23 protein-coding genes are annotated in these 22,330 nt (G+C 63.7%); 8 read left to right on the top strand and 15 right to left on the bottom strand.

What is annotated here, in order from left to right:
* Nucleotides 1-18: 18 nt before the first annotated feature.
* Together ACFP9U_RS11835 and rpmG are read left to right on the top strand one after the other, a co-directional pair.
* On the top strand, nucleotides 19-765 hold the full coding sequence (locus ACFP9U_RS11835; protein ID WP_378621603.1) for an NUDIX hydrolase: 747 nt from the start codon (nucleotides 19-21) through the stop codon (nucleotides 763-765).
* Between the two features lie 125 nt (nucleotides 766-890).
* Nucleotides 891-1,058 (top strand): 50S ribosomal protein L33, encoded by a 168-nt coding sequence (gene rpmG, locus ACFP9U_RS11830; RefSeq protein ID WP_322450172.1) that lies wholly within the window; start codon nucleotides 891-893, stop codon nucleotides 1,056-1,058.
* A 514-nt stretch (nucleotides 1,059-1,572) separates the two neighbouring features.
* Here rpmG and ACFP9U_RS11825 read toward each other — a convergent pair.
* Both ACFP9U_RS11825 and ACFP9U_RS11820 read right to left on the bottom strand, forming a co-directional pair.
* A complete protein-coding gene (locus ACFP9U_RS11825; protein ID WP_378621601.1) occupies nucleotides 1,573-2,943 on the bottom strand; it encodes a PleD family two-component system response regulator in 1,371 nt (456 codons plus the stop codon).
* A 39-nt stretch (nucleotides 2,944-2,982) separates the two neighbouring features.
* On the bottom strand, nucleotides 2,983-3,354 hold the full coding sequence (locus ACFP9U_RS11820; RefSeq protein WP_322450170.1) for a response regulator: 372 nt from the start codon (nucleotides 3,352-3,354) through the stop codon (nucleotides 2,983-2,985).
* A gap of 215 nt (nucleotides 3,355-3,569) precedes the next feature.
* Here ACFP9U_RS11820 and ACFP9U_RS11815 point away from each other — a divergent pair, with 215 nt between their 5' ends.
* Nucleotides 3,570-3,854 (top strand): DUF3572 domain-containing protein, encoded by a 285-nt coding sequence (locus ACFP9U_RS11815; RefSeq protein ID WP_322450168.1) that lies wholly within the window; start codon nucleotides 3,570-3,572, stop codon nucleotides 3,852-3,854.
* A 33-nt stretch (nucleotides 3,855-3,887) separates the two neighbouring features.
* Here the strand turns inward: ACFP9U_RS11815 and ACFP9U_RS11810 are convergent, their stop codons facing one another.
* A complete protein-coding gene (locus ACFP9U_RS11810; protein ID WP_378621599.1) occupies nucleotides 3,888-4,463 on the bottom strand; it encodes a GNAT family N-acetyltransferase in 576 nt (191 codons plus the stop codon).
* Between the two features lie 74 nt (nucleotides 4,464-4,537).
* Between ACFP9U_RS11810 and ACFP9U_RS11805 the strand changes: the two genes are divergently transcribed.
* Nucleotides 4,538-5,845 carry a DNA polymerase IV gene (locus ACFP9U_RS11805; RefSeq protein WP_378621597.1) on the top strand — a complete coding sequence of 436 codons (1,308 nt, stop codon included), beginning with the start codon at nucleotides 4,538-4,540 and terminating at the stop codon, nucleotides 5,843-5,845.
* A gap of 145 nt (nucleotides 5,846-5,990) precedes the next feature.
* Here ACFP9U_RS11805 and ACFP9U_RS11800 read toward each other — a convergent pair whose 3' ends face one another.
* The 3 genes from ACFP9U_RS11800 to ACFP9U_RS11790 form a co-directional block, all read right to left on the bottom strand.
* Nucleotides 5,991-7,031: a methyltransferase gene (locus tag ACFP9U_RS11800; RefSeq protein WP_378621595.1), complete on the bottom strand. Its 1,041-nt coding sequence runs from the start codon at nucleotides 7,029-7,031 to the stop codon at nucleotides 5,991-5,993.
* A gap of 78 nt (nucleotides 7,032-7,109) precedes the next feature.
* The gene (locus tag ACFP9U_RS11795) at nucleotides 7,110-8,609 is read right to left on the bottom strand and encodes an FAD/NAD(P)-binding protein (protein WP_378621593.1); all 1,500 of its coding nucleotides are present in this window, start codon (nucleotides 8,607-8,609) and stop codon (nucleotides 7,110-7,112) included.
* Nucleotides 8,610-8,867: 258 nt separating this feature from the next.
* Nucleotides 8,868-9,917: an aldo/keto reductase gene (locus ACFP9U_RS11790; protein WP_378621591.1), complete on the bottom strand. Its 1,050-nt coding sequence runs from the start codon at nucleotides 9,915-9,917 to the stop codon at nucleotides 8,868-8,870.
* Nucleotides 9,918-10,185: 268 nt separating this feature from the next.
* On the opposite strand from ACFP9U_RS11790, the gene ACFP9U_RS11785 reads away from it, so the two are divergent.
* The gene (locus tag ACFP9U_RS11785; RefSeq protein WP_378621589.1) at nucleotides 10,186-11,583 is read left to right on the top strand and encodes an MATE family efflux transporter; all 1,398 of its coding nucleotides are present in this window, start codon (nucleotides 10,186-10,188) and stop codon (nucleotides 11,581-11,583) included.
* On the opposite strand, the gene ACFP9U_RS11780 is transcribed toward ACFP9U_RS11785, so the two are convergent.
* Nucleotides 11,564-11,992: a hypothetical protein gene (locus tag ACFP9U_RS11780; RefSeq protein WP_378621587.1), complete on the bottom strand. Its 429-nt coding sequence runs from the start codon at nucleotides 11,990-11,992 to the stop codon at nucleotides 11,564-11,566. The two genes, ACFP9U_RS11785 and ACFP9U_RS11780, sit on opposite strands and share 20 nt — an antisense overlap.
* Nucleotides 11,993-12,183: 191 nt before the next feature.
* On the opposite strand from ACFP9U_RS11780, the gene ACFP9U_RS11775 reads away from it, so the two are divergent.
* Nucleotides 12,184-13,215, top strand: coding sequence for a DUF1176 domain-containing protein (locus ACFP9U_RS11775; protein ID WP_378621585.1), 1,032 nt, complete (start codon nucleotides 12,184-12,186; stop codon nucleotides 13,213-13,215).
* A 4-nt stretch (nucleotides 13,216-13,219) separates the two neighbouring features.
* Here the strand turns inward: ACFP9U_RS11775 and ACFP9U_RS11770 are convergent, their stop codons facing one another.
* Both ACFP9U_RS11770 and ACFP9U_RS11765 read right to left on the bottom strand, forming a co-directional pair.
* Nucleotides 13,220-13,516 (bottom strand): Dabb family protein, encoded by a 297-nt coding sequence (locus ACFP9U_RS11770; protein ID WP_378621583.1) that lies wholly within the window; start codon nucleotides 13,514-13,516, stop codon nucleotides 13,220-13,222.
* A gap of 114 nt (nucleotides 13,517-13,630) precedes the next feature.
* Entirely contained in the window at nucleotides 13,631-14,104 is a 474-nt protein-coding gene (locus tag ACFP9U_RS11765; RefSeq protein ID WP_322450154.1) for an Lrp/AsnC family transcriptional regulator, read from the bottom strand.
* 191 nt (nucleotides 14,105-14,295) lie between these two features.
* On the opposite strand from ACFP9U_RS11765, the gene ald reads away from it, so the two are divergent.
* Nucleotides 14,296-15,411, top strand: a complete 1,116-nt coding sequence (ald, locus tag ACFP9U_RS11760; protein WP_378621581.1) for an alanine dehydrogenase — start codon at nucleotides 14,296-14,298, stop codon at nucleotides 15,409-15,411.
* A 13-nt stretch (nucleotides 15,412-15,424) separates the two neighbouring features.
* Here the strand turns inward: ald and ACFP9U_RS11755 are convergent, their stop codons facing one another.
* The 4 genes from ACFP9U_RS11755 to ACFP9U_RS11740 all read right to left on the bottom strand — a co-directional run bounded on the left by ACFP9U_RS11755 (nucleotide 15,425) and on the right by ACFP9U_RS11740 (nucleotide 18,264).
* Nucleotides 15,425-15,898: a DUF1203 domain-containing protein gene (locus tag ACFP9U_RS11755; RefSeq protein WP_378621580.1), complete on the bottom strand. Its 474-nt coding sequence runs from the start codon at nucleotides 15,896-15,898 to the stop codon at nucleotides 15,425-15,427.
* Nucleotides 15,899-16,023: 125 nt separating this feature from the next.
* Nucleotides 16,024-16,590, bottom strand: a complete 567-nt coding sequence (locus tag ACFP9U_RS11750; RefSeq protein ID WP_378621579.1) for a GNAT family N-acetyltransferase — start codon at nucleotides 16,588-16,590, stop codon at nucleotides 16,024-16,026.
* Nucleotides 16,587-17,438, bottom strand: a complete 852-nt coding sequence (gene sseA / locus ACFP9U_RS11745; RefSeq protein ID WP_378621578.1) for a 3-mercaptopyruvate sulfurtransferase — start codon at nucleotides 17,436-17,438, stop codon at nucleotides 16,587-16,589. Before sseA ends, ACFP9U_RS11750 begins: the two co-directional genes overlap by 4 nt.
* Before the next feature lie 85 nt (nucleotides 17,439-17,523).
* Nucleotides 17,524-18,264, bottom strand: coding sequence for an alanyl-tRNA editing protein (locus tag ACFP9U_RS11740; protein ID WP_378621576.1), 741 nt, complete (start codon nucleotides 18,262-18,264; stop codon nucleotides 17,524-17,526).
* Nucleotides 18,265-18,430: 166 nt separating this feature from the next.
* On the opposite strand from ACFP9U_RS11740, the gene ACFP9U_RS11735 reads away from it, so the two are divergent.
* Nucleotides 18,431-19,630 carry a lipase family protein gene (locus ACFP9U_RS11735; RefSeq protein WP_378621574.1) on the top strand — a complete coding sequence of 400 codons (1,200 nt, stop codon included), beginning with the start codon at nucleotides 18,431-18,433 and terminating at the stop codon, nucleotides 19,628-19,630.
* Here the strand turns inward: ACFP9U_RS11735 and ACFP9U_RS11730 are convergent.
* Together ACFP9U_RS11730 and ACFP9U_RS11725 are read right to left on the bottom strand one after the other, a co-directional pair.
* Complete coding sequence (locus ACFP9U_RS11730; RefSeq protein WP_378621572.1) at nucleotides 19,627-20,667, bottom strand: cysteine synthase A; 1,041 nt, start codon at nucleotides 20,665-20,667, stop codon at nucleotides 19,627-19,629. The two genes, ACFP9U_RS11735 and ACFP9U_RS11730, sit on opposite strands and share 4 nt — an antisense overlap.
* Before the next feature lie 136 nt (nucleotides 20,668-20,803).
* The gene (locus tag ACFP9U_RS11725) at nucleotides 20,804-22,018 is read right to left on the bottom strand and encodes an MFS transporter (RefSeq protein ID WP_378621571.1); all 1,215 of its coding nucleotides are present in this window, start codon (nucleotides 22,016-22,018) and stop codon (nucleotides 20,804-20,806) included.
* Nucleotides 22,019-22,330: the final 312 nt, after the last annotated feature.

Raw genomic sequence — 22,330 nt, 5'->3', positions numbered from 1 at the left:
AGGGTGAAGGCGCCGGGCATGATGCGCTTTGAAGACATGACGCGGGCCGAGATCGACGCCTTCGAAGCACCGGATGTCGCCGCCGCAAGGGTCTTGCGTCCGCGCGACGCGGCCACGCTGATCCTTCTCGGCAGGTGCGCGGGCGGGCTTTGCGTCCTGATGGGCCGCCGGCACATGCGCCATGCGTTCATGCCGGGCCGCTTCGTCTTTCCCGGCGGGCGCACCGATCCTGCCGACAGCCGCATTCGGGTGGCGCATCCGCTTCATCCGGCGGAAGAGGCCAAGCTCATCGGCCCCGGCAAACGCGTCACGGCTGCCCGCGCCCGGGCGCTCGCCCTATCGGCCGTGCGCGAGACCTATGAGGAAACAGGCATCCTCATCGGACACAAGGGCCCGTTTGCCACAAGAAGCCCGCACTGGCAGGGCTTTGCCGAACACGGGATCAAACCCTCGCTCGGCGGCCTGCGCTATATCGCCCGGGCCATAACGCCTCCCGGCCGCGTGCGCCGCTTCGACACGCGCTTCTTCGCCATCTGGCGCGAAGACGTCGCGCTCGAACTTGCCGAGGGCGGGCCGACGGACGAACTGGAGGAAATCGCCTGGCTGACCCTGGATCAGGCGCGAAGTGCCGACATCCCAATCATCACCCGCACAGTGCTGGACGACCTTCAACGACGCATCGAAACCGACCCGGAACTGACACCCGGCGCTCCCGTGCCCTTCTACTTCGTGCGCGCGCGCCACGCCAGACGGGTGCTCTTGTAGCTTGCCCTCCACGGGGATGGGCTTGACATTCCGGGCATTGTCTTTATGTCTCCGCCGAAGTTTTCCGCGCCCTGCCGCCATCGCTGACGGGCCGCCCACATCACCACGAACAATGGACGAACACCATGGCCAAGGCCACGACCATCAAGATCAAGCTTCAGTCAACGGCCGACACGGGCTACTTCTACGTCACCAAGAAGAATAGCCGCACGATGACGGAGAAGATGACCAAGCGCAAATACGATCCGATTGCGCGCAAGCACGTCGAGTTCCGCGAGGCGAAGATCAAGTAGCGCCAAACGCATTCATGGATGCATTCACGGCGCCCTCGCGGGCGCCGTTTTCGTTGTAGGCTGCTCCAGCAGCGTTGTTGGCACGCCCGCGTGTAGCGTTCGGACAGGTGCAGGCCGCCGCCTTCGCGTTCGTTCCATGGGTGAGACCCGCGCGGGACGGAGACGGGCGGAGCGGCAGACGTCCCCCTTCGGTCGCAGCGCCCGAGGCGCTCATCCAAAATACCAGTATACGTTGCAGGAAAGTGGGGGCCGGTCGGCGATCTGGCTGCGGTACGAGGAGGCCACTTACACCAGCGCCGGCCGGCCAACCCCACGGGACCCAGGAGATGCGGCGGACCTGAGCATCATGGGGCATTCGTGGGATACCGCTGAAGAACTCCCCGTCAGCGGCGTCCACCAATGGTTGCGACACTCGCGCAAATGAGCATGAAAATCAATACTTACTTAACTATTCGGCAGTGTCCAATTAAATTAGGGTAAATTTGTAACCATGCCCCTCTGCGAACCGGAGGGCTCAAGCTGCGGCGGCGACCTTGTTGCGGCCGCCGCTCTTGGCTTCATACAGCGCCACATCCGCACGCTTCAAAAGCGCTTCCACGGTGTCGCCGGGTTGCCGCATGGCGGCGACGCCGAGGCTTGCTGTAACCTCAAGCCCCTCCTCCCCCTTACCCTTGGGAAAAGGTTCGTGCGCGACCTCGGCGCGGATGCGCTCGGCCACCTTCTCGGCGATGAAGAGTTCCGTGTCCGGCATGACGATGACGAATTCTTCCCCGCCGTAACGGCAGACCAGATCGATCGCCCGAAGATTGGTGCGCAGGCGGGCGGCGAGTTCCTTCAAGACAGCATCCCCGCTGTCATGCCCCCACGTATCGTTGATGACCTTAAAGCGGTCGATGTCGATGAGGATAAGGGAGAGCGGGCGCTCGCGAGCGTCGGCTCTGTCGAACAGGGTCCGCAGGTGGCTGTCCATATAACGCCTGTTGTGCAGGCCCGTCAGCGGATCGGTGACGGCCATCTCTACCGTCCGGGCGACGCTTGAGCGCAGGCTGTCATTATAGCGCTTGCGGCGGATCTGCGTGCGCAGGCGGGCGATCAGTTCCTGGCGCTCCACCGGACGCAGGAGATAATCGTTGACGCCCAGTTCAAGCCCGCGGATGACGCACTCCTCGTCGGCATCGCCGGCCAAAAGCACGATCGGCACCAGCCGCGTGCGCTCCAGCGCCCGCAATTGCGAGCAAAGCCGCAGCGGGTCGTATTCGGAAAAGCCGGTGGCGACGACGATGCATTCATAAGCGGCCTCCGCCGCCTGAAGGAAGGCGGCCTGCGGCTTGGCCACGGTCTCCAGCGTGAATTGGCCGCGCAGCATCCGCTTCAAATGCCGGGCGGAAGCCTCGTTCTCCTCCACCAGGAGAACCCGGGCCTTCTCCTCCTCGTCCTCGTTCCTTCTCTGCAAGAGCTGCTCGATGCCGATGTCGCGCGTCGTCGCGGCGCGCAGGCGCAACTCATCGGTCAGGGTCTTCAGGCGCACCAGGCTGCGCACCCGCGTCAGGAGCTGCAGATCGTTGACGGGCTTTGTGAGAAAATCGTCCGCGCCGGCCTCGAGCCCGCGAACCCGGTCGGCCGGCTGGCCGAGGGCGGTCACCATGATGACCGGAATATGGGTGGTGTCCGCGTCGGCCTTCAGCCGGCGGCAGACCTCGAAGCCGTCCATGCCGGGCATCATGATGTCGAGCAGCACGACATCGACCTTGCTGGATTCGCAGATTTCGATGGCGTCCGGGCCGGAACGCGCAGTGACGACTTCGTAGTACTCCGCCAGCAGCCGCGCTTCCAGGAGCTTCAGATTGGCGGCGACATCGTCGACGACAAGGATGCGTGCGGTCATGGCCTGCCCCCGCTGTCCGTCATGCCCTCGGCCCCGCCATCAACTGTCTCCGAGATAGCTTTTGATGGTTTCGATGAAGTTCGGTACGGAAATCGGCTTGGAGATATAGGCCTCGCAGCCGCCCTGACGAATACGCTCCTCATCCCCCTTCATGGCGAAGGCGGTTACAGCGATCACCGGGATCGAATGCAACTCGTCGTCCTCTTTCAGCCACTTGGTGACTTCGAGGCCCGACACCTCGGGAAGCTGGATATCCATGAGGATCAGGTCGGGACGGTGATCGCGTGCCAGATCCAGCGCCTTCAGCCCGTTGCGGGTGCGAACCGTCTCATAACCGCTGGCCTCGATGAGGTCGCGGAAGAGCTTCATGTTGAGCTCGTTGTCCTCGACGATCATGACCTTCTTTGCCATCGGCTCCCCGTACCGCTGAAACGCTGCCCTCCCCAAGGCGGGTATAGGCGCACTCCCCCGTGCTCCCAATCACCTTATGGCACAATTTGCTTTACGAAACGGAAAATTACAGCGTCGAATTGAGCATGTCCGCGCATCCTGGACCTTGGCCGCTTGCGCCAAGGCGGCGTTGCGCCTATCCGGTCCGAAGCACGACATACCGGAGAATGCCGATCATGCAGCAGGAACAGGCCGAGGCAATCGCCATTCAGGCGCTCTCCTTCATCGCCGCCGATCCGGAGCTTCTGCCGCGCTTTCTGGCACTCACGGGGATCGAGGCGGGACAGATCCGGCAGGCGGCGCGCGAGCCCGGCTTTCTGGGCGGCGTCCTGCAATTCGTTCTCGCGCATGAACCGACCCTCCTGAGCTTCAGCGAGCAGAGCGGCATCGCACCCGAGCACGTGGCGGCGGCGCGCCAGCACCTGCCCTTCGGCAAGGAAGATTGGGACATCCAGCCTTAAAGCCGGCCAGCGTCCGGACAGCGCGTTTCGCATTCACAGCACCAGCCGCATCAAGGGGCGCCCGACCTTCCTTTCCGCGACCACGACGAAGCCCGCCTTTTCAAAGACCCGGCGGGAGCCGACGAAAAGGCCGATGGAGCGCGAATCCTTCGATTGTGTCATCGGGCAGGCTTCCAGCACCCGCGCTCCCGCCGCGCGTGCAAACGCAATGCCCCCGCCGACCAGCGCGTGGGTGTGCCCGCGTCCGCGCGCACCTGCGCGGACAAAGAAACAGGAGATCGCCCACACGCCCTCGTCCTCGGCCGGTGCATCCTCCAGGGGCGCGGAGGCGCGGCCGCGATTGTTCCACTCCGGCACGTCGCCTCGCGGCCCGATCTGCATCCAGCCGTTAGCTCGTCCCGCATCGAACAGGAGAAGCCCGGGCGGCGGGCCGGCCTCCACCCGCGCGCGCATATGGTCCTTGTTGCGCTGCCGGTTGTTGTCGCGCCGCACGGCCGGCGGCAGCCGGAAATGGGTACACCAGCAGCCGTAGCAGGCGCCCTGCTTGCCGAACAAATCCTCGAATGCCGGCCAAAGCTCCGTCGTCAGCGGAACGACCGAAACCGCCATGTTCCCTCTCCCGGCTTGTGACGGTGGATGCCATGCAGTATCATAATGTTCCTATTATGTTCTCATGAGCCACCATGCCAGTCAAGGCCCCAGCGCAAGGCATTTGCCGCGACTGCCTCTCCCGCACCGGAGAGACGGAGCGCCGCTGCCGGTCCTGCGGCAGTCCGCGCGTGCTCCTGCATGACGAGCTCGACGCGCTCTCCCTCGCCCATATCGATTGCGACGCCTTCTATGCCGCGGTGGAAAAGCGCGACGATCCGAGCCTGCGCGACCGGCCGGTGATCATCGGCGGCGGCAAGCGCGGCGTGGTCTCCACCGCCTGCTATATCGCGCGCATTCACGGGGTGCGCTCGGCCATGCCCATGTTCAAGGCTCTGGAGGCCTGCCCCGATGCCGTCGTCATCAAGCCCGACATGGAGAAGTATGCCGGCGTGGGGCGGCAGATCCGCGAGATGATGCAGGCCCTCACCCCGCTCGTCGAGCCGCTGTCGATCGACGAAGCGTTCCTCGACCTCTCCGGCACGGAACGGCTGCACGGGGCCTCACCCGCCCTCGTGCTCGCCCGCTTCGCGCGCCAGGTGGAGAAGGAGATCGGCATCACCGTCTCGGTGGGCCTGTCCTACTGCAAGTTCCTGGCCAAGGTCGCCTCCGATCTCAACAAGCCGCGCGGCTTTTCGGTCGTCGGCCGGGCGGAAGCTCTTCCGTTCCTTGCGGAGCGGCCGGTCACCACGATCTGGGGCGTCGGCCGGTCCTTCGAAGCCACGCTCGCCCGCGACGGCATCCGCACCATCGGCCAGTTGCAGCGCATGGAGCGGGCCGACCTCATGCGCCGCTACGGCACGATGGGCGAGCGGCTCTACAGCCTTTCGCGCGGCCAGGACGCGCGCACGGTGCAGCCGCGCGGCGAGGCCAAGAGCGTCTCGTCGGAGACCACCTTCGATCGCGACATCGCCGTCTTCGAGGATCTGGTGCCGGTGCTCAGGGGCTTGAGCGAGCGCGTCTCCTCCCGGCTGAAAAAGGCGGGAATCGCCGGGCGGACCGTGGTCCTGAAGCTGAAGACGGCCGATTTCCGCATCCGCACGCGCAACCGCCAGTTGGGCGATCCCACGCTGCTTGCCGACCGCATCTTCCATACCGGTCTCGACATGCTGAAACGCGAGGCCGACGGCACGCGCTTCCGCCTGATCGGCATCGGCGTCAGTGACCTGACCGACGCCGCAAGGGCCGATCCCCCGGATCTGGTCGACCGCCTGTCCCACAAGCGGGCCCTCGCCGAGGGCGCCATCGACAGCCTGCGCGAGAAATACGGGCGCGGCTCGGTGGAGACCGGCTACACCTTCGGCCGCGCCGGAAAGGCGCGGCCGCGGCGGGAGGACGGCTGAGGCCCTGCGTTACCCCGCAAAGGACGAGGTCTCAGATGCAGCGGGCCACCGGAATGCCCGCTGCCGCTCCTGAGACGAGGTGCGCCGGGACCGAACGCGGCAGCAGCGCACCTCGTGAACGTTAGCGGTGTAGCGGTTGCCGGGCTCAGGCGGCGACGCCTTCGACAACCGAGACGTAGCAACCGGTGTTGATGATCCGGTTCAGCCGCAAGCCGGCTCCGGCCAGAAGCCGGCCAAGCTCCTCCTCCGTGCGCTCGCGGCCGCCGTCATAGACGCCCATGGTAATGATATCCATGTGCTTGCCGGGATGGGGCGTGTTGCCGGCCGGAAGGACGGGGTCCATTATGAGCACACGGCCGCCGGGATTCATCGCCGCCCGGCAGTTGCTCAGGATGCGGGTCGCGTCCTCATCACTCCAGTCGTGCATGATGTATTTGAGCGTATAGACATCTCCCGAAGGACACGCTTTGAAGAAGTCTCCCGCCACCAGTTCCCAACGGTCGTCGGCCCCCAGTTCGCCAAGGCGGTTCCGCTCCAGAACGTGCGGCCGGTCGAACAACTTGCCGTGCACCGACGGATTCTCGCGCAGCACACGCAGCAACAGACCGCCCAATCCGCCGGCGATATCGACCACCGTCGCGCCCTCGGGAAAATCATAGCTGCGCACGAGAAACTGGTTCTCCACCTCCGACATGGACATCATACCGGCGTGGAAATCCTTAGCCGACGCACCCTGGCTGGCCCAGTAGTCGAAGAAGGGCATGCCGAAGATTTCCCGGAAGACCGGGTTCTTGTCGGCAGCCTTGGCGATCCCGGCAAGATTTCCGATCGGACGCCAGAGTGTCTCGTCGGTGAGCATCAGCACCGCCTGACGCAGCGACAGGTCCACGTCCGACCGCAGGAACTCCGCCGGCGGGGTCAATGCAAACCGCCTATCCTCCTCCTCGCGGAAGATGCCGCGGGTGGCAAGCACGCGCAGCAAGCGATACAGCCTGAGACTGTCCACTCCGGTAGCTTTGGCGAGTTCGTCGGCCTTCTTCGGTCCATCGGCGAGATGATCGGCAACGCCGAGAACCGCAGCGGCGCGGAGCGCGGCCGGGTAGGTGTACTCCATCACCTGCTCCAGCAGGAACAAAGAAGCTGCTTCGCTTTCCGAAACCGGTACATCTGCTTTGTGGATGTTCACGACATATCTCCCAACGATAATAATAATAGAAAATTCCAATAGACAAATATATTTTACTATTGACTACATACTATCCTCCTAAATACATATCTCTAAATCTCGTAAATTCAACCTGTTTGACAATGCATTTACCGCCATACATACCTGCGGTATCGCCAATGCCACGGCACCTGAGACATAGACACGACCATTTGTGGCGGACCCAGTAATCCATATATTTTCCTCTTCTTTTGTCTTTGGATGCCGGATCGACAGGTCGCTCGCAATATCGACCGTGCTTGCCTGAGATGAAGGACACTCGCCGGTGAGTACGAGCGCTCCGGTATCGTCAAAATAATAGCGATGATTATGAAAACCGCTGGCGCACACGACCGCGTCAAACCGTCCCTCACCCCCCTCCCAGATCACGTTCCAGGCCTTGTCACGCTTATGCGATAGTCGGACATCCGAAACATGCCCCTTTTCCACCGAGAGGGTCTTCTTCTCAATGAAACCAAAGATCTTCTTAGCGTTTGGCAGAACAGTTGATGTGATATATCTTGCCAGTTCGTGATTGGTGTTCGGCTCAATATCGATCTTAAAATCCTGACTATTCATCCGTATTGAATTTGCGGCGTTCAAAAAACTGAATAGGAAATTTTGCCATATTGAACTCCCATTTTCCGCAATTATGATTTCCTCTTTTAGCTTTTCAGATATTTCATTTTTAAATGAAATTTGCTTCCTAAGTGGAGTTTTATCAATTGTTTTTAATATTCTTGATATATAAAGAAGATATCTGAACTTAATCGTTTCATAATTCAATAACTTATCTTCCTCATTCCATAAGGACATCAGTTCCTTCAAGGTGCTCTCGGACAATGGAAACTTGCTGCCGGAGGGAACGCCCGAGCGCACCGACGGCAGTTCCCCAGACGGAGACATCATCGTCACGCGATGCCCCTCCCTGCATAACAGCAGGGCCGCATCTACTGCCGTCAGCTTGCTGCCGACAATCAGCACGTCGGAAGCCGTCGGCATCTTTGCCAGCATCTCGGTTTCCGGATAAGGACTTCTGAAGAAGGTCGGATGCCTGGAGTGCGGCTCGAAGATGCGAGGGATCTTGGACGGACCGTGCCCAGTGCAGAGAAGCACATCCGTTACGCGAAGCTCCTGCCGCTCAGACCAATCAGAGAGTATTAAATTGTAATTTCTTTTAGAAATAAACTCTATTTTCTCGCATTTTCCGTTTATATATTTTACGTCTATACCTGCCTGCTTTGCCTTCTCAACGGCGGAATAATATCTGCTTTTAACATAATCCCCGAAGACCCGACGCGGCATATACGCCGACTCCGATGCGGCATGCCCTGTACATCTCAGATAATCAAGAAAATCATACTCATTTTCAGGATCGATCGAAGTTACATCTACCGCCGTATTACATATGATTTCATCATCCGTTGTTCTAAATACCGTGCCCCCGACAGATTGGGGGTCTATGATGTATATCCTTTCTGCAATCCTTTGTTGAACAGCTGCCATAAAGGCACCAACGCCGGTCGCTCCCGCACCGACGATCGCCAGCGTACCAATCATTTTTTCTACCAATTATTTGTCCCAATAAAGCGCCAGCGACCCGCTGTAACCCTCGCTTCGCTAGCACAACCTTAGATAAACATAGCTCGTTGGATGTTTCAATCTTAAATGGATAAAAATTAAAGATGCACCCGCCGGGTGCATCGCCTCCAATAGCACTCGTGACGAAAAAAAAGCCAACGAGCCGAAGTCGTTGGCTGGCCCATCGAAGCCCGGAAAACGGCTTTACCTTCAGGGCGCCGGGCGTTTCAACGGCGGTCAGGGACAGGGGTTGCCGTGCTTCTGGTGCAGGGCGTCGACCGCGACCTGCATCTCCTCGGTCCATTCCACATCCGCCGCGTCCAGCGCCTCGTTGAGCTGCGCAAGCGTCGTGGCGCCGATGATGTTCGCGGTCAGGAAAGGCCGCGCACAGACGAAGGCGTTGGCGAAGACGGCGGGGGTCAGCCCGAAGGAGCGGGCAAGTTCGTTATAGGCGAGGATCGCCTCCGCCGCGCCGGGTTTCTCGTAGCGCTGCAGACGATCGAAGAGCTGCTTGCGCGAGCCCGCCGGCAGCGCGCCGTGGTCGTATTTCCCGGTCAGATAGCCTTGTGCGAGCGGCGAATAGGCCAGGAGCCCCACCTGTTCGCGAAACGCCACCTCCGCCAGGTTCACCTCGAACGTGCGGTTGACGAGGTTATAGGCGTTCTGCACGGAAACGGGCCGCGGTCCCACGCCCTTCTCGGATTCGCGGATGAAGCGCATGGCGCCCCAGGCGCTTTCGTTGGAAAGCCCGAGATGGCGGATCTTCCCCGCCTTCACCAGCTCCTGGAAGACAGCCAGGGTTTCGGCGATGGGCGTCTCGTCTTCGAACGGCTCGAGGGGATTCGTCACTCGCGTCGGGTTCGAACCCCAGGCAATGGCCCGGTCCGGCCAGTGGATCTGGTAGAGATCGATATAATCGGTCTGGAGTTTCGCGAGCGACTTGTCCACCGCATCCATGATGTCGGCGCGCACCAGCCGCGAAGGCCGACCGCCGCGGAACCAGTCGTTTTCGGTGCGCCCCACCACCTTGGTGGCGAGGATCACGCGGTCGCGGTTGCCGCGCGCCTTCATCCAGGTCCCGACGATCTCTTCCGTCCGTCCCTGCGTTTCGGCCCGCGGCGGGATGGGATAGAGCTCGGCCGTGTCGATGAAGTTCACTCCACGCTCGAAGGCGAGGTCCATCTGGGCATGGCCCTCTTCCTCCGTGTTCTGCTGCCCCCATGTCATGGTGCCGAGGCAGACCTTGGAGACATAGAGATCCGTGCGACCAAGGCGGCGCTTTTCCATGGCAGTCGTACTCCGAAGATGGCTGGTGCGCGGCGCACAGGGCCGCTCGGGAACGCGGCAGTATAGGCATCCTTCGCGGTGGCGCAACGCCGGACCGCCGCCCTGCCAGCCGGCATCCATCAACGAAGCTGAACACGGCGGCAAAACAAATTGACTTGTCTGCCGGCCTTCATTCGCTATGACCAGCCTCGGATGGCATTGCTTCCTAGCGCCGCCCACCGCCCGCGGTACCGATCCGCGGCGTAGGCCGTTCACGAAAGTCCGAGTCATGACAGCGCTGGTTTCAGGCGCGGGAGCGCCGCCGGTTCATTCCTGGCTTTCCGAGGCGCGCGCCACGCTGGCGCTCGCGTGGCCGATGATTCTGACCAATCTCGCCCAGACGGCCATGAACGTGACCGACGTGATGATGATGGGCCGGCTGTCGCCGCAGGCGCTGGCGGCCGGCACGCTCGGCCACAATCTCTACTTCCTGCCGCTCATCTTCGGCCTCGGGCTGATGCTGGCCACCTCGCCCATGATGGCGAGCGCGCTCGGCGGCAAGGTGCGCTCGCTGCGCGAGGTGCGGCGCACGACGCGCCAGGGGCTCTGGCTGTCGGTTGCCGTGGTGGTGCCCATGTGGCTTATCCTGTGGCACAGCGAAGCCATACTGCTCCTGATGGGGCAGGATCCCGCGCTTAGCGCCATGGCGGCCGACTACATGCGCACGCTGCAATGGGCGGTGCTGCCCTTCTTCGGCTATATCGTGCTGCGTTCGTTCATCTCCGCCCTGGAGCGGCCCGGCTGGGCGCTGGTGGTCGCCTTTTTCTGCGTCGGCTTCAACGTTCTGGCCAACTGGTGCCTGATGTTCGGCAATCTCGGCTTCCCGGCGCTGGGGATCATCGGTTCCGGCCTCGCCACCACACTGTCGAGCCTGTTTTTGTTTCTCGGCCTCGTCGCGGTGGTCTCCCTGGACAGGCAGTTCCGGCGCTATCGCCTGTTCGGACGCTTCTGGCGGCCGGACTGGCCGCGCTTTGTCGCGCTCCTGAGGCTCGGCCTGCCGATCGCGGCGATCCTGACGTTCGAGGTATCGATCTTCAACGCCGCGGCTTTCCTGATGGGCCTGATCGATACGGTGTCGCTTGCCGCGCACGCCATCGCCATCCAGATCGCCTCGATCAGCTTCATGGTGCCGATGGGGCTCGGGCAGGCCGTGACAGTGCGGGTGGGCCGCGCCTTCGGTGCCCGCAAAGCCGATGCCGTCACCCGGGCGGGCTGGACCGCCTTCGCGCTGGGCGTCGGCTTCATGGCGGTTATGGCCCTGGTGATGGTCACCGCGCCGCGCCTGCTCATTGCCGGCTTCCTGGATCTCGATGCCCCGGAGAACCAGCCGGTGATCACGATGGCCGTCACGTTTCTGGCGCTCGCCGCGCTTTTCCAGATCGTCGACGGCGCGCAGGCTGTCGCCAGCGGCATGCTGCGCGGCCTGCACGACACCACGGTGCCGATGATCTACGGGGCGGTCGGATACTGGGGTGTCGGCCTGCCGCTCGGCGTGGCCCTCGCCTTCCCCCTCGGCTATGAAGGCGTCGGCGTGTGGCTCGGCCTCTTCACGGGACTCGCGGTCGTCTCGGTGCTTCTCTTGTCGCGCTGGCTCGGGCGTGCGCGGCTCATGCCTTGCGGCGCCTGAAGCGGCGACGCTTGGCCTCGTCGATCAGCGTGTTGGCGACCTGCATGCGGATGATCGCGCGCGCCCGCAGATGCTCCGGCACGCGGTCGGGGTGGTTGCGGAAGGCGAAGTCGCGGCGCAGCCGGTCGAGTTCGCGCGGCTTCGTCCTGTCGCCGAGGCCGAGCTCCCGGGCGATATCTTCGGGATCGACCGAAGGTTCCGGAATGTGCGCGGCATCCCGCCCCGCCGCGAAATGGCAATAGGCCGCCTCGACGCCGTCCTCGGTGATGCTGATGCGGCCGGAGTGAAGTTCCTCCACCACGCTCAGATAATCGAGATGGACGTCATGTGCGGCAACGCTCTCCCGGCCATGTTCGGCCAGAAGCTCGTCGAGAACGCTTGCGAAATCGCGCGGAGCGCGCCGTCCCATGTGGCCCCGTCCGTCCCTGAGAAGATCCGATCGCAGGCTAAAACCGGCGGCGTTAAGAAAAGTCTTCCGGCGCGGCGAAAAATTTAAGCGAATCGAGGCCTCTTCTTCCGGCACGGGCCGCACCGCCTTCAAATGCCCACCTTGCGTGCTATCCTCGCGCGCATCTGGCGCACGATCCGCGGAGCATTCCGATGAAGCGACACATTCTTCTTGCGGCGATGGCCTCGTTCTGGCCGGCGCAGCCTCTTTTCGCGGCCGAGCCGGCCTATCTCGACGACCGCTCGACGCCTCAGTCGCTGGTCCGCTCGCTCTACAATGCGATCAACCGGCAGGAATACGCCCGCGCCTATGCCTATTTCGACCCACCTCCGGCCGAGACGCTGGACGCTTTCGCCGAAGGCTATGCCGATACCGCCGGCGTGGATCTCGTCACCGGCACCGCCTCGGAAGAGGGCGCGGCGGGCAGCATCTACTACGCGCTGCCCGTCGCCATCCGCGCCCGCCATGATGATGGCGGGGAAGAAATCTTCGCCGGCTGCTATCAGCTTCGCCTGATCCAGCCCAGCGTGCAGACGACGCCGTATCAACCGCTTTTCATTGAAGAGGGCGCGCTGGAACCGGCCGAGGCTCCGCTGGAGGAAGCGCTGCCGGAAAGTTGCGGCGACGGCACTCCCGTCGAAGCGCGGGATGCCAGGCTCGAGGAGGCGAAAGCGCTGTTTACCAGCCTCTACGCCGACACCTGCAACCTTGAAGCCGCGGGAGAGGAAGCGCCGGAAAGCCATGTCATCCGTTTCAACCGCATGGACGACCCCGCGGATGCCCCGCAGCGGGAGGCGCGGCTCTTCCGCTTCCTGTGCGAGCGCGGCGCCTACAACGAGATCCACGTCTATTTTCTTGCCAATGAGGGCGGCGAACTGCTGCCCCTGCGATTCGCCACCCCGGAGCTGGACATCCGCTACGAGAACGACGATCCGGCGGGGCGCGTGGAAGACTTGCGCGTGATCGGCTATACCGCCGACGACCTTCTGGTGAACTCGCGCTTCGATCCGGATACGTTCGAACTCGTCTCCGATGCCAAATGGCGCGGGACCGGCGACGCCTCCTCTTCCGCGATCTGGCTGTTCCGCTCCGGCGTCTTCACCCTCGTCAAATATGCCGTGGACGCCTCCTACGACGGGGAGGTCAACCCGGAGGTCGTGCTCGACTTCCACACCGGGCCATAGCGGATCACCCGCCCGCCTTGGAGACGAAATCGGCAGCCATCCGCATCTCGCGCAGCGGGCGCACGCGGGCAATGCACTCGGCGTAGATCGGGTGGGCCTTGTAGGCGGCGAGCGCCTCCTCGTCGCGGAACTCGCCATAGACGACCACGTCCACCTCTCCGCCGATCTGATCGACCTTGCGGTTGATGCCGACCTCGAAAAAATCGCTGTGGGGAATCCGGCCCAGCATGCCGAGTTCCTCCGCGATGCGCTCCACGTCCTCGCGCTTCCTGGCGCTGAAGAAGACGATATGACGAATCATGTTCTGTCTCCCGGAATTCGTCGGCAACCTCACGCTGCGAGATAAAAAGTCAACATACACACTGCCGCGCCGGTCCTGCATGCTTCTTGCAGACGAAGCGACGGACCGGGCGCGTCAGGCCATTTCCGGCTTGATGCCGATCGCCGTGCGGTCGATTACCTCGCGCAGTGCAAAGGAAGAGTTGATCTTGATGACGTGCGGCATGCCCGTGAGCCATTCCTTATGGATGCGCTCGTAGTCTTCCAGATCGCGCGCGGCGATCCGCAGGATGTAGTCGTACTCGCCCGACATCAGATGACAGGAAAGCACGTTCGGGCAGCGCTTCACCGCCGCCTCGAACTCGGACAGCGTCTTTTCGAATTGCCCGGACAGCGAGATATGCACGATCACCGTCATCTTGTGGCCGAGCGCGGCATTCGACAGCCGCGCGTGATAGCCCTTGATGATGCCGGCCTTCTCCAGATTGTCGAGCCGGCGCGAGCAGGCCGACTGCGACAGGCCGACCCTTTCGGCCAGCGCTGCGTTGGAGATGCGCCCGTCCTTCTGAAGAAGGCTGAGTATCGCAACATCGATCCTGTCCAGCGGCATTTTTTCAGATGCCTCTGCAGCAGGAAAACTCCGTTTGTCGGATCATTTTCGCTCTTTCCATCATATCCTGTCGATTTAGCGCAAGGAATATCGAAATTTCACGCGGAACGCAAATGCATTCGCAAGGACATGCGAGCCTGTCTGTGGTTTTCTAACAGAATACCAATTTTCCTCGCAGGGAGATCGAGGCGATGCGTGTTGGTTGCCCGAAGGAGATCAAGAACCACGAATACCGCGTCGGTCTGACGCCGGGGGCCGTGCGCGAATATGTCGCCCACGGCCATGACGTGCTGGTGGAAAGCGGGGCCGGTGCCGGCATCGGCGCCGACGACAATGCCTATCGCGCCGCCGGCGCGGCGATCGCCAAGTCGGCCGAAGAGGTCTTCGCGCGCTCGGACATGATCGTCAAGGTCAAGGAACCGCAAGCCTCCGAGTGGGTGCAACTGCGCGAGGACCAGATCCTCTACACCTACCTGCACCTCGCCCCCGATCCGGACCAGACAAAGGGGCTGGTGGCATCGGGCGTGACGGCGGTGGCCTACGAGACGGTGACGGACGAGCGCGGCGGGCTGCCGCTTCTCGCCCCCATGTCGGAGGTCGCCGGACGGCTTGCGATCCAGGCCGGCGCGACCGGCTTGCAGAAGGCCAATGGCGGACGCGGCGTTCTGCTCGGCGGCGTGCCGGGCGTCCTTCCGGGCAAGGTGGCGATCATCGGCGGCGGCGTGGTCGGTCTCAATGCCGCCAAGATGGCGATCGGTCTCGGCGCGGACGTCACCATCATCGATCGCTCGATCCCGCGCCTGCGCCAGCTCGACGACATCTTCAACGGCCGCGTGCACACACGCTATTCTACGGTCGAGGCGGTGGAGGAGGAATGCTTCTCTGCGGACGTGATCGTCGGTGCGGTGCTCATTCCGGGTGCTGCGGCACCGAAGCTCGTCACCCGGGAGATGCTATCGGGTATGAGGGCCGGGGCCGTGCTCGTCGACGTGGCGATCGACCAGGGCGGCTGCTTCGAGACCTCGCACCCCACCACTCATTCCGAGCCGACCTTCGCGGTGGACGGCATCATCCACTATTGCGTGGCCAACATGCCGGGCGCAGTGCCGGTCACCTCCACCCATGCGCTAAACAACGCCACGCTCCACCACGGCCTGCAGCTCGCCGACAAGGGCCTGAAGGCACTTGCCGACGACCCGAACCTGCGCAACGGCCTCAACGTCCACCGCGGCCGCATCACCAACCGCGCCGTGGCCGAGGCACTGGGCTATGAGATGTCCGAGCCGAGAGCCGCCCTGGCCGCCTGAGGCGGGCTTTCTTTCAGGCGCGCTCGAGGCGGCACTGGTAACAGTTGTAGCGCGCCGAGCGCAGATGCAGATAGGCGGCATCCGGCCACTGAAGGAGTTCGTGCGCACGCGTGCAGACATGCTGCGTCGGCACCACGCCACCGGTGCCGTAGACAATCCGGTCGTCCTTGCCATAGCCGCGCATGAGGAATTCCGTCGAAGCGCGGAAGATCTCCGGCATCACGTCCCCCTCCTCCGCCCGCAGGCATTCCTCGGCACAAAGGAAAATCGGCCCGGTTTCCGCATAGGGCTGCAAGCGTGGAAACGGCCGGTAGGCGAGAACCAGATAGGGCTTTCCCGCCGAAACGTTGCGCAGGCAATGGCGGCAGGGCACGCCGTCGCCGTTCGAGATCCGGCGCTCCGGCGGATCGCCATAGGCGTCGGGTTCGCCAGCCTGGAAGGCCCGCGCCTCTTCCGTGGACACCGCAACGAATCGGATGAGGGCCATGCTTCTTCTCCCTGTTGCCTCGGAGAAGGCTAGAAGCATGTACGGGGCAAAACCACCCGATTCCGGATCGCCCGCAACACTGCTGTACCTATTTTGCTAGGTGGTTCCACGTGCTGGAAGATGCCTCAGCGCAGCAGCACCTCCGCGCGCTTCTCGGGCGTCATCTCCGGTACGGTCTCCTCGCGCCGCCAAATCGGCGCGAAGCCCATCTTCTGGTACAGCCCCAGCGCCGCCGGGTGGTCCAGCGTGCAGGTCTCGACGGTCACGAACCGGGGATCGTGCGCCCATGCCGCGCGGATGGCCGTTCCCAGGAACCAGCGCCCCAGCCCCTTGCCGATCGCGTGCTCGATCAGGCCGAAATGCACCAGCCGGCATTCCTCCGCCGACAGGAGCCGCAACTCGAAAAATCCGGCGGGGCAGCCGTCCATATAGAGCGTGCGGATGTCGGTCCGCGCGCTGGAAAGCCGTTCCGAAAGGTCTGTATCGGACAGGGTGAGCGCGGCCGTCCAGTTCCATCTGCGGCCCACGCGGTCATAGAGATAGCGGTAGAAGTTCAGTGGCATGGCGTGACAGCGCAGAAGTGCAAGCTGCGGCCGCGCGGGCGCGGGCGGATAAGACCGCGGCGGCTGCGTCATCTGCAGGCGTGTCACGGTTGCATGCAGTTGTCCCTGCGTGGTGGCTTGGGCGTTCATTCGCTCCCCGTAGCAACAGGTGTGTCGTTCCGCGCGCCCCACTCGCTCCACGAGCCGTCATAGAGCCGGTTGTCGTGATGGCCAAGCGACTCCAGCGCAAAGGTGATGGCCGCGGCCGTCACGCCGGAACCGCAGGAGGTCACGACCGGCCGGTCGAGATCGAGGCCTGCGCTTTCCAAATGCGCCCGCAAGCGGTCGAGCGGCAGCAGGCTGCCCCCTTTGGAAAGGGTCGTCGTCGGCACGTTGCGTGCGCCCGGCATATGGCCGGAGCGCACGCCGGGCCGTGGTTCCGGCTCCGCTCCGGTGAACCGTCCCGCCGGCCGCGCGTCGGCGATCTGCGCCTTGCCCGTCTCGACGATCCGCCGCATATCGGCCAGCGAGGCCACCCGGCTTTCATCGAAATTCGAGATAAAGGTGGTGGGGGCTATCTTGGTCGGCGCATCGGTGACCGGCCGACCTTCCGCTCGCCAGCGGTCGAAACCGCCATCCAGGAGATAGACCTTCTCCGCGCCCATCACCCGGAACATCCACCACACGCGGGGCGCGGAAAAGAAGCCCGGCCCGTCATAGACGACGATCGTGTCGTCATCGGAAATGCCCATGCTGTTGACGAAACGCTCGAAGGTGAGCGGGGCCGGCAAGGCGTGCGGCAGATCGGAATCGGGGTCGACCACAAGGTCATGGTCGAAGAAGACGGCACGGGGGATGTGCGCCGCCTCGAACTCCGCTTTCGCGTCGCGCCCCTGCGCCGGCAGATACCAGGAGCCGTCGACGATCGACAATCCAGGCTCGTGAAGGCGTTCTTCCAGCCAGTCGGCCGAGACGACGAAAGGGCTTTTCTCGCTCATGGGTTCATTGCACTCCGGCGGGTGATGAAGGCCGTCCCCGGCAAACATAGGAAGCCGCTGCAAACGACAAGGCAGCGAGGGCTGCTCAGCCGGCCGGCAGCGGGCCGAAACGGATGCGGAAGCGGCGGTTTTCGCGGCCCTTCTTTTCAATCTTGCCGATATGGATCGCACCGATCTCGCCCGTACGCGCCACATGCGTGCCGCCGCAGGGCTGGCTGTCGATGGAAGCATCTTCGCCGATGCAGACGAGGCGGATGCGACCGGCGCCCGAAGGCGGGCGCACATTCTTCGATTTCACGAGCCCCGGATTGGCCGCCAGGTCCGCCTCGCTGATCCAGCGCGTGAAGACCGGATGGTCCGCATCCACGAGCTCCATCAGATTCTCCGTGACGCTTTCCTTGGTGAAGCCGGTCTCTGGAAGATCGAAATCGATCCGCGAATCATCCTCGCCGACAGACGCGCCCGTGATCGGGAAGGGGCAGATGGCGCTCAAAAGATGACAGGCCGTGTGCATGCGCATCAGCCGGTGGCGGCGCTCCCAGTCGATCTCCAGCAGCACCCTTTCGCCGGGCTCGGGCAAGGCCGCGCCGGCAGCGGGCACATGGATGATCTCGTCCTTGGTGTGCCCCGTCACCGTCGCGGCGATCGTGACCGCCGTTCCGTCGGCGCGCGTCAGCACGCCGGTATCGCCCGGCTGACCGCCGGAGGTGGCGTAGAAGACGGTGCGGTCGAGAATGATGCCGCCCCGGTCGTTGATGCCGAGAACCGCCGCCTCGGCCGACTTCAGATAGGGCTCATCCCGAAAAAGCGCTTCTGTCCGTGACAATTGTTCCACAACAGGCTCCCTGCACTTCGGCGAATGCGGATCGCGCCGAAACCCTACTGCCACCGGACACACTTTGGAAGCGGGGTGTTTTCAATTCCCGTGCAAGCTGTGGCAGAATGTCTGAGGCAGGGCGCGCTGTTCTGATTGGTCCCAAGGAGGGGGAGCCATGATGCACCATTTCGAGAAGCTACGGATCGGGTTCTGTCTTGCGGCTGCTCTCGTAATGACCGGCTGTTCGATCGAGCCGCGTGCCCCCGGAGCCTTTTATCAGGCCGAAACCGACCTGGCCGGCTCGCCCGGGGAAATCATCCGCGCCGAACCCTTCTATGGCGCACCGAAGGGCGCCCGCGCCTGGCGCGTGCTCTACCGCTCAACCGGCCTGAGCGGCGAGCCGATCGCCGTTTCCGGCGTGATCGTGGCGCCCGGCGAGCCGGCCGAAGAACCGCGAAAGGTCGTCGCCTGGGCACATCCGACGACGGGCGTCGCCGACCGTTGCGCCCCGTCCCTCGACGCAAGCTTCTTCGCCACGGTCCCGCAACTCGAGAGTTTCCTGCAGCGCGGCTATATCATTGCCGCCACGGACTATCCGGGCCTCGGAACCGCCGGCACACACCCCTACCTCGTCGGTCTGAGCGAAGGGCGCGCCGTGCTGGATTCCGTCCGTGCGGCAATGCAGTTGCCCGATGTGAACGCGGCGAACGAGTTTGCCGTATGGGGTCATTCGCAAGGCGGCCACGCGGCCCTTTTCGCCGGGCAACTGGCGGCGGATTATGCACCGGACCTGAAACTTTCCGGCGTCGCGGCGGCGGCGCCTGCAACCGACCTCGTGGCACTCTTCAAGGACGACATCTCCATGAAGGCGGGCAAGGTGTTGACGGCCTATGCCATATGGTCCTGGAACCGCATCTACGACGCTCCGCTCTCCGGATTGATGGACGAGGCCGCGATCTCAGCCATGGATCGGCTGGCGAAGGACTGCCTCGAAGGCAAGCTCCAGGGGCTCGTGGTAGCGGAACGGGAACGCGGTATCGACCGCGACTTCCTGCAGACCGACTTGACGGAAGTCGCGTCTTGGAAGTCCCTTCTTACCCGCAATTCCCCGACTCCGGGCCTGACCGGCGCACCGGTTCTCCTCGCGCAGGGAACGGCCGACCCGGTTGTTCAGCCGGCTGTGACGCTCGGTTACGCCCGTGCCGCCTGCCGCGCCGGCACTCCCCTTCGTTTCATTCTGCAAAAGGATGCGGACCATCTCGGCGTCGTCAAACAGGCAGGCGCGAGCGCCGCTGCCTGGATCGCCGACCGCCTCGAGGGCGCCACACCGCCATCGGATTGCAACGATCTGCCGATGCTGCCGGCATCCGGCTAGCTTGCCGGCACTTCCTCGAAGGGGACGGCAATATCGGGCTGCTTTTCCATCCAGTCCGGCACCGGCAGGTCTTTTTCGCGTAGGAAGGCCGGGTTGAAGAGCTTCGACTGATAGCGCGTGCCGTAATCGGCGAGCACGGTGATAATGGTATGCCCGGGTCCCATATCCCTGGCGAGGCGGATGGCGCCGGCGATGTTGATGCCGGTCGAGCCGCCGAGGCAGAGGCCTTCCTCCTGCACCAGGGCGAAGACGATCGGCAGTGCCTCGGCGTCGGTGATCTGATAGGAGAAATCCGGCCGGAAGCCGTCGAGGTTCGCCGTAACCCGTCCCTGACCGATCCCTTCCGTGATCGAGCTTCCCTCCGATTTCAGTTCGCCGGTGGTGTAGTAGCTGTAGAGTGCCGCGCCCATCGGATCGGCGAGCGCGATCTTGATGTCCGGGTTCTTCGCCTTCAGCCCCTCGCCCACCCCGGCGAGCGTGCCGCCGGTGCCGACGGCGGAGACGAAGCCGTCCACCTTGCCGTCGGTCTGGCGCCAGATCTCCTCGGCCGTCGTGGCGATGTGGCCGTCGCGGTTGGCGACGTTGTCGAACTGGTTGGCCCAGATGGCGCCGTTCGGCTCGGTGCGGGCAAGCTGTTCGGCCAGTCGTCCGGAAAGCTTCACGTAATTGTTGGGGTTCCGGTAAGGCACCGCCGGGACCTCGATCAGCTCCGCACCGAGAACGCGCAGGGCATCCTTCTTCTCCTGGCTCTGGGTCTCGGGGATGACGATGATCGTGCGGTAGCCGAGCGCCTTTGCGACCAGGGTCAGGCCTATGCCGGTATTGCCGGCCGTGCCCTCGACGATCACGCCGCCGGGCCGCAGGAGCCCCTTCCTCTCCGCGTCACGGATAATGAAAAGCCCCGCCCGATCCTTGACCGACTGGCCGGGGTTCATGAATTCCGCCTTGCCGTAGATCGCGCAGCCGGTTTCCTCGGAAGCGCGTCGAAGGCGGATGAGCGGCGTGTTGCCGATGGTTTCGATGACCGATGGCTGCATGGAAGTTCCTCAACTGTATGTGAGGAAACTAGAAACCGCCGCCCGGCCTGGCAAGGCGCATTTTTGCGCCGTGGCGGCGGGGGCTGGCATATGGTTCGCCCGCTGTGAAGCAGCGAAAGACGGATTTTCCGCCGGTCTACCGCTCCGCCAGACGGACCGAGGCGCGTTCGGGACGCGCATCGCGCGAGAGGAGATAAACGAGCGCAGCACTCGTCATGGCGATCGCATAGGAAGCGAAAAGAACTTGATAGGCAGCGGCCGGCTCGCCGGGCACCGTCGCCGCCGTGACGACAGCGCCCGCCAGCAATTGCGTGACCCCGGTGCCGCCGATGGAAAAGAAATTGAGAAGCGTGACGCCCCGCCCGGTCAGATGCGCAGGAAAAAAGGCACGGCCATGGGCGATCAGCAGGCCATAGCTGCCGCCGGCCAGCCCGACGACGACCATCGCCACCGTCGTTGGCGTGATCCCGGCCTGCGGAAACGTGGCCAGCCAGACAAGACCGACGACGCTCATGACAGCGCCACCGAAAGCAATCCACTTGCGCGTCCCGAAGATCGTGTCGAGCGGCCCGTAGACAAAGGCGCCCGCCACCATGGCGAATGCCATGAACAGGGTGACGTTACCGATGAGCAGCGCCTCGGCGCCATAGACGTCGGCCAGGAAAGGCCCGGCCCACAGCCCGCGTATTCCGGCAGCAGCGGCGGTACAGAGCGCGACCAGCGGAAAGATGGGCCACAGGGCGCGCAGCCGCAAAAGCTCCAGATAGCCCTTGAGCCCCGCAGAACCCACGCTCATATGCTCGACGGCCGGATCACGCACGAAAGCCCGGATCGCCGCGGCGACCAGAAGGGTCGCCGCACCGATTCCGAGCATCACGTTGCGCCACCCGAACGCCTCGGCGGCAGCCGCGAGCGGCGAGGTGCCGAGGACATTGCCCATCATGCCGACGGCCATCAGCCAGGAGGTGAGCACCGCCAGACGAGCTGGCGAGAAGGTCTTGGCGAAAATGAAGACCGAGGCCATGAGAATGGGCGCGCAGCCCATGCCGATCAGGGCCATGGCGGCGATCACCATCCACGGCGCGACGGCCAGGGCCAGAAGCACGGAGCCGCCGCCGGCGCACAATGCCAGCATCAGGCTGGCGGTGCGCTTCGGTCCGTAGCGGTCGAGCCAAACGCCGACGGCGAACTGCATCAGCGCGAAGACGACGAACCAGACGCCCGAAGCGGCCGACAACTGCGCCTTGGTGGCGCCGAGTTCCGCCGTCAGCGCCGGTGTGAGAACGGCGAGAGATGTGCGATAGAACTGCGAGAGAACGTATGCCGCCGCCAGGGCGGCAATGCCTGCCATCGATCAGCCTCCTGCCCGCTACCGCCCGCGGCTTTGCGCCGCAAAGGCCAGTCCCGCGCTCGATTAGGATCGCACCCTCCGCAGGACGGCAGGTGGTCTAGCGCGGGGGGCGGGAACAGGCAATTGTGCCAGGCACTCCGGGACAGGTGCCAGCAGGGGCGGCCGCAGAACGGCCGCCCTCGGGATCTTTACGCTGCCTTCGCGCCGAAGCGGACGGCACGGCCTCTCGGCCTGCGGCGATTGCGTTTCGCCTGCACGGGCTTTGCCGCCCGCCTGTCGTCCGACTTGGCGGCACCTGCGCCCTCGCCCGTG

The sequence above is a fragment of the Nitratireductor sp. GCM10026969 genome, assembly GCF_042660605.1.
GTDB lineage: Bacteria > Pseudomonadota > Alphaproteobacteria > Rhizobiales > Rhizobiaceae > Chelativorans.
Note: the sequence above shows the minus strand (reverse complement) of the source record. Positions and strands in the feature narration are given on the sequence as shown.

Excerpts from the sequence above, each read along its gene's own strand:
- ACFP9U_RS11805 (WP_378621597.1), top strand. The coding sequence starts at position 4,538 with ATGCCAGTCAAGGCCCCAGCGCAAGGCATTTGCCGCGACTGCCTCTCC.
- ACFP9U_RS11835 (WP_378621603.1), top strand. The coding sequence starts at position 19 with ATGATGCGCTTTGAAGACATGACGCGGGCCGAGATCGACGCCTTCGAA.
- sseA (WP_378621578.1), bottom strand. The coding sequence starts at position 17,438 with ATGAGCGAGAAAAGCCCTTTCGTCGTCTCGGCCGACTGGCTGGAAGAA.
- ACFP9U_RS11765 (WP_322450154.1), bottom strand. The coding sequence starts at position 14,104 with ATGCCGCTGGACAGGATCGATGTTGCGATACTCAGCCTTCTTCAGAAG.
- ACFP9U_RS11730 (WP_378621572.1), bottom strand. The coding sequence starts at position 20,667 with ATGCAGCCATCGGTCATCGAAACCATCGGCAACACGCCGCTCATCCGC.
- ACFP9U_RS11750 (WP_378621579.1), bottom strand. The coding sequence starts at position 16,590 with ATGAACGCCCAAGCCACCACGCAGGGACAACTGCATGCAACCGTGACA.
- ACFP9U_RS11725 (WP_378621571.1), bottom strand. The coding sequence starts at position 22,018 with ATGGCAGGCATTGCCGCCCTGGCGGCGGCATACGTTCTCTCGCAGTTC.
- ald (WP_378621581.1), top strand. The coding sequence starts at position 14,296 with ATGCGTGTTGGTTGCCCGAAGGAGATCAAGAACCACGAATACCGCGTC.
- ACFP9U_RS11825 (WP_378621601.1), bottom strand. The coding sequence starts at position 2,943 with ATGACCGCACGCATCCTTGTCGTCGACGATGTCGCCGCCAATCTGAAG.
- ACFP9U_RS11775 (WP_378621585.1), top strand. The coding sequence starts at position 12,184 with ATGAAGCGACACATTCTTCTTGCGGCGATGGCCTCGTTCTGGCCGGCG.
- ACFP9U_RS11790 (WP_378621591.1), bottom strand. The coding sequence starts at position 9,917 with ATGGAAAAGCGCCGCCTTGGTCGCACGGATCTCTATGTCTCCAAGGTC.
- ACFP9U_RS11815 (WP_322450168.1), top strand. The coding sequence starts at position 3,570 with ATGCAGCAGGAACAGGCCGAGGCAATCGCCATTCAGGCGCTCTCCTTC.
- ACFP9U_RS11795 (WP_378621593.1), bottom strand. The coding sequence starts at position 8,609 with ATGATTGGTACGCTGGCGATCGTCGGTGCGGGAGCGACCGGCGTTGGT.
- ACFP9U_RS11810 (WP_378621599.1), bottom strand. The coding sequence starts at position 4,463 with ATGGCGGTTTCGGTCGTTCCGCTGACGACGGAGCTTTGGCCGGCATTC.
- ACFP9U_RS11770 (WP_378621583.1), bottom strand. The coding sequence starts at position 13,516 with ATGATTCGTCATATCGTCTTCTTCAGCGCCAGGAAGCGCGAGGACGTG.
- ACFP9U_RS11780 (WP_378621587.1), bottom strand. The coding sequence starts at position 11,992 with ATGGGACGGCGCGCTCCGCGCGATTTCGCAAGCGTTCTCGACGAGCTT.
- ACFP9U_RS11820 (WP_322450170.1), bottom strand. The coding sequence starts at position 3,354 with ATGGCAAAGAAGGTCATGATCGTCGAGGACAACGAGCTCAACATGAAG.
- ACFP9U_RS11735 (WP_378621574.1), top strand. The coding sequence starts at position 18,431 with ATGATGCACCATTTCGAGAAGCTACGGATCGGGTTCTGTCTTGCGGCT.
- ACFP9U_RS11785 (WP_378621589.1), top strand. The coding sequence starts at position 10,186 with ATGACAGCGCTGGTTTCAGGCGCGGGAGCGCCGCCGGTTCATTCCTGG.
- ACFP9U_RS11755 (WP_378621580.1), bottom strand. The coding sequence starts at position 15,898 with ATGGCCCTCATCCGATTCGTTGCGGTGTCCACGGAAGAGGCGCGGGCC.
- rpmG (WP_322450172.1), top strand. The coding sequence starts at position 891 with ATGGCCAAGGCCACGACCATCAAGATCAAGCTTCAGTCAACGGCCGAC.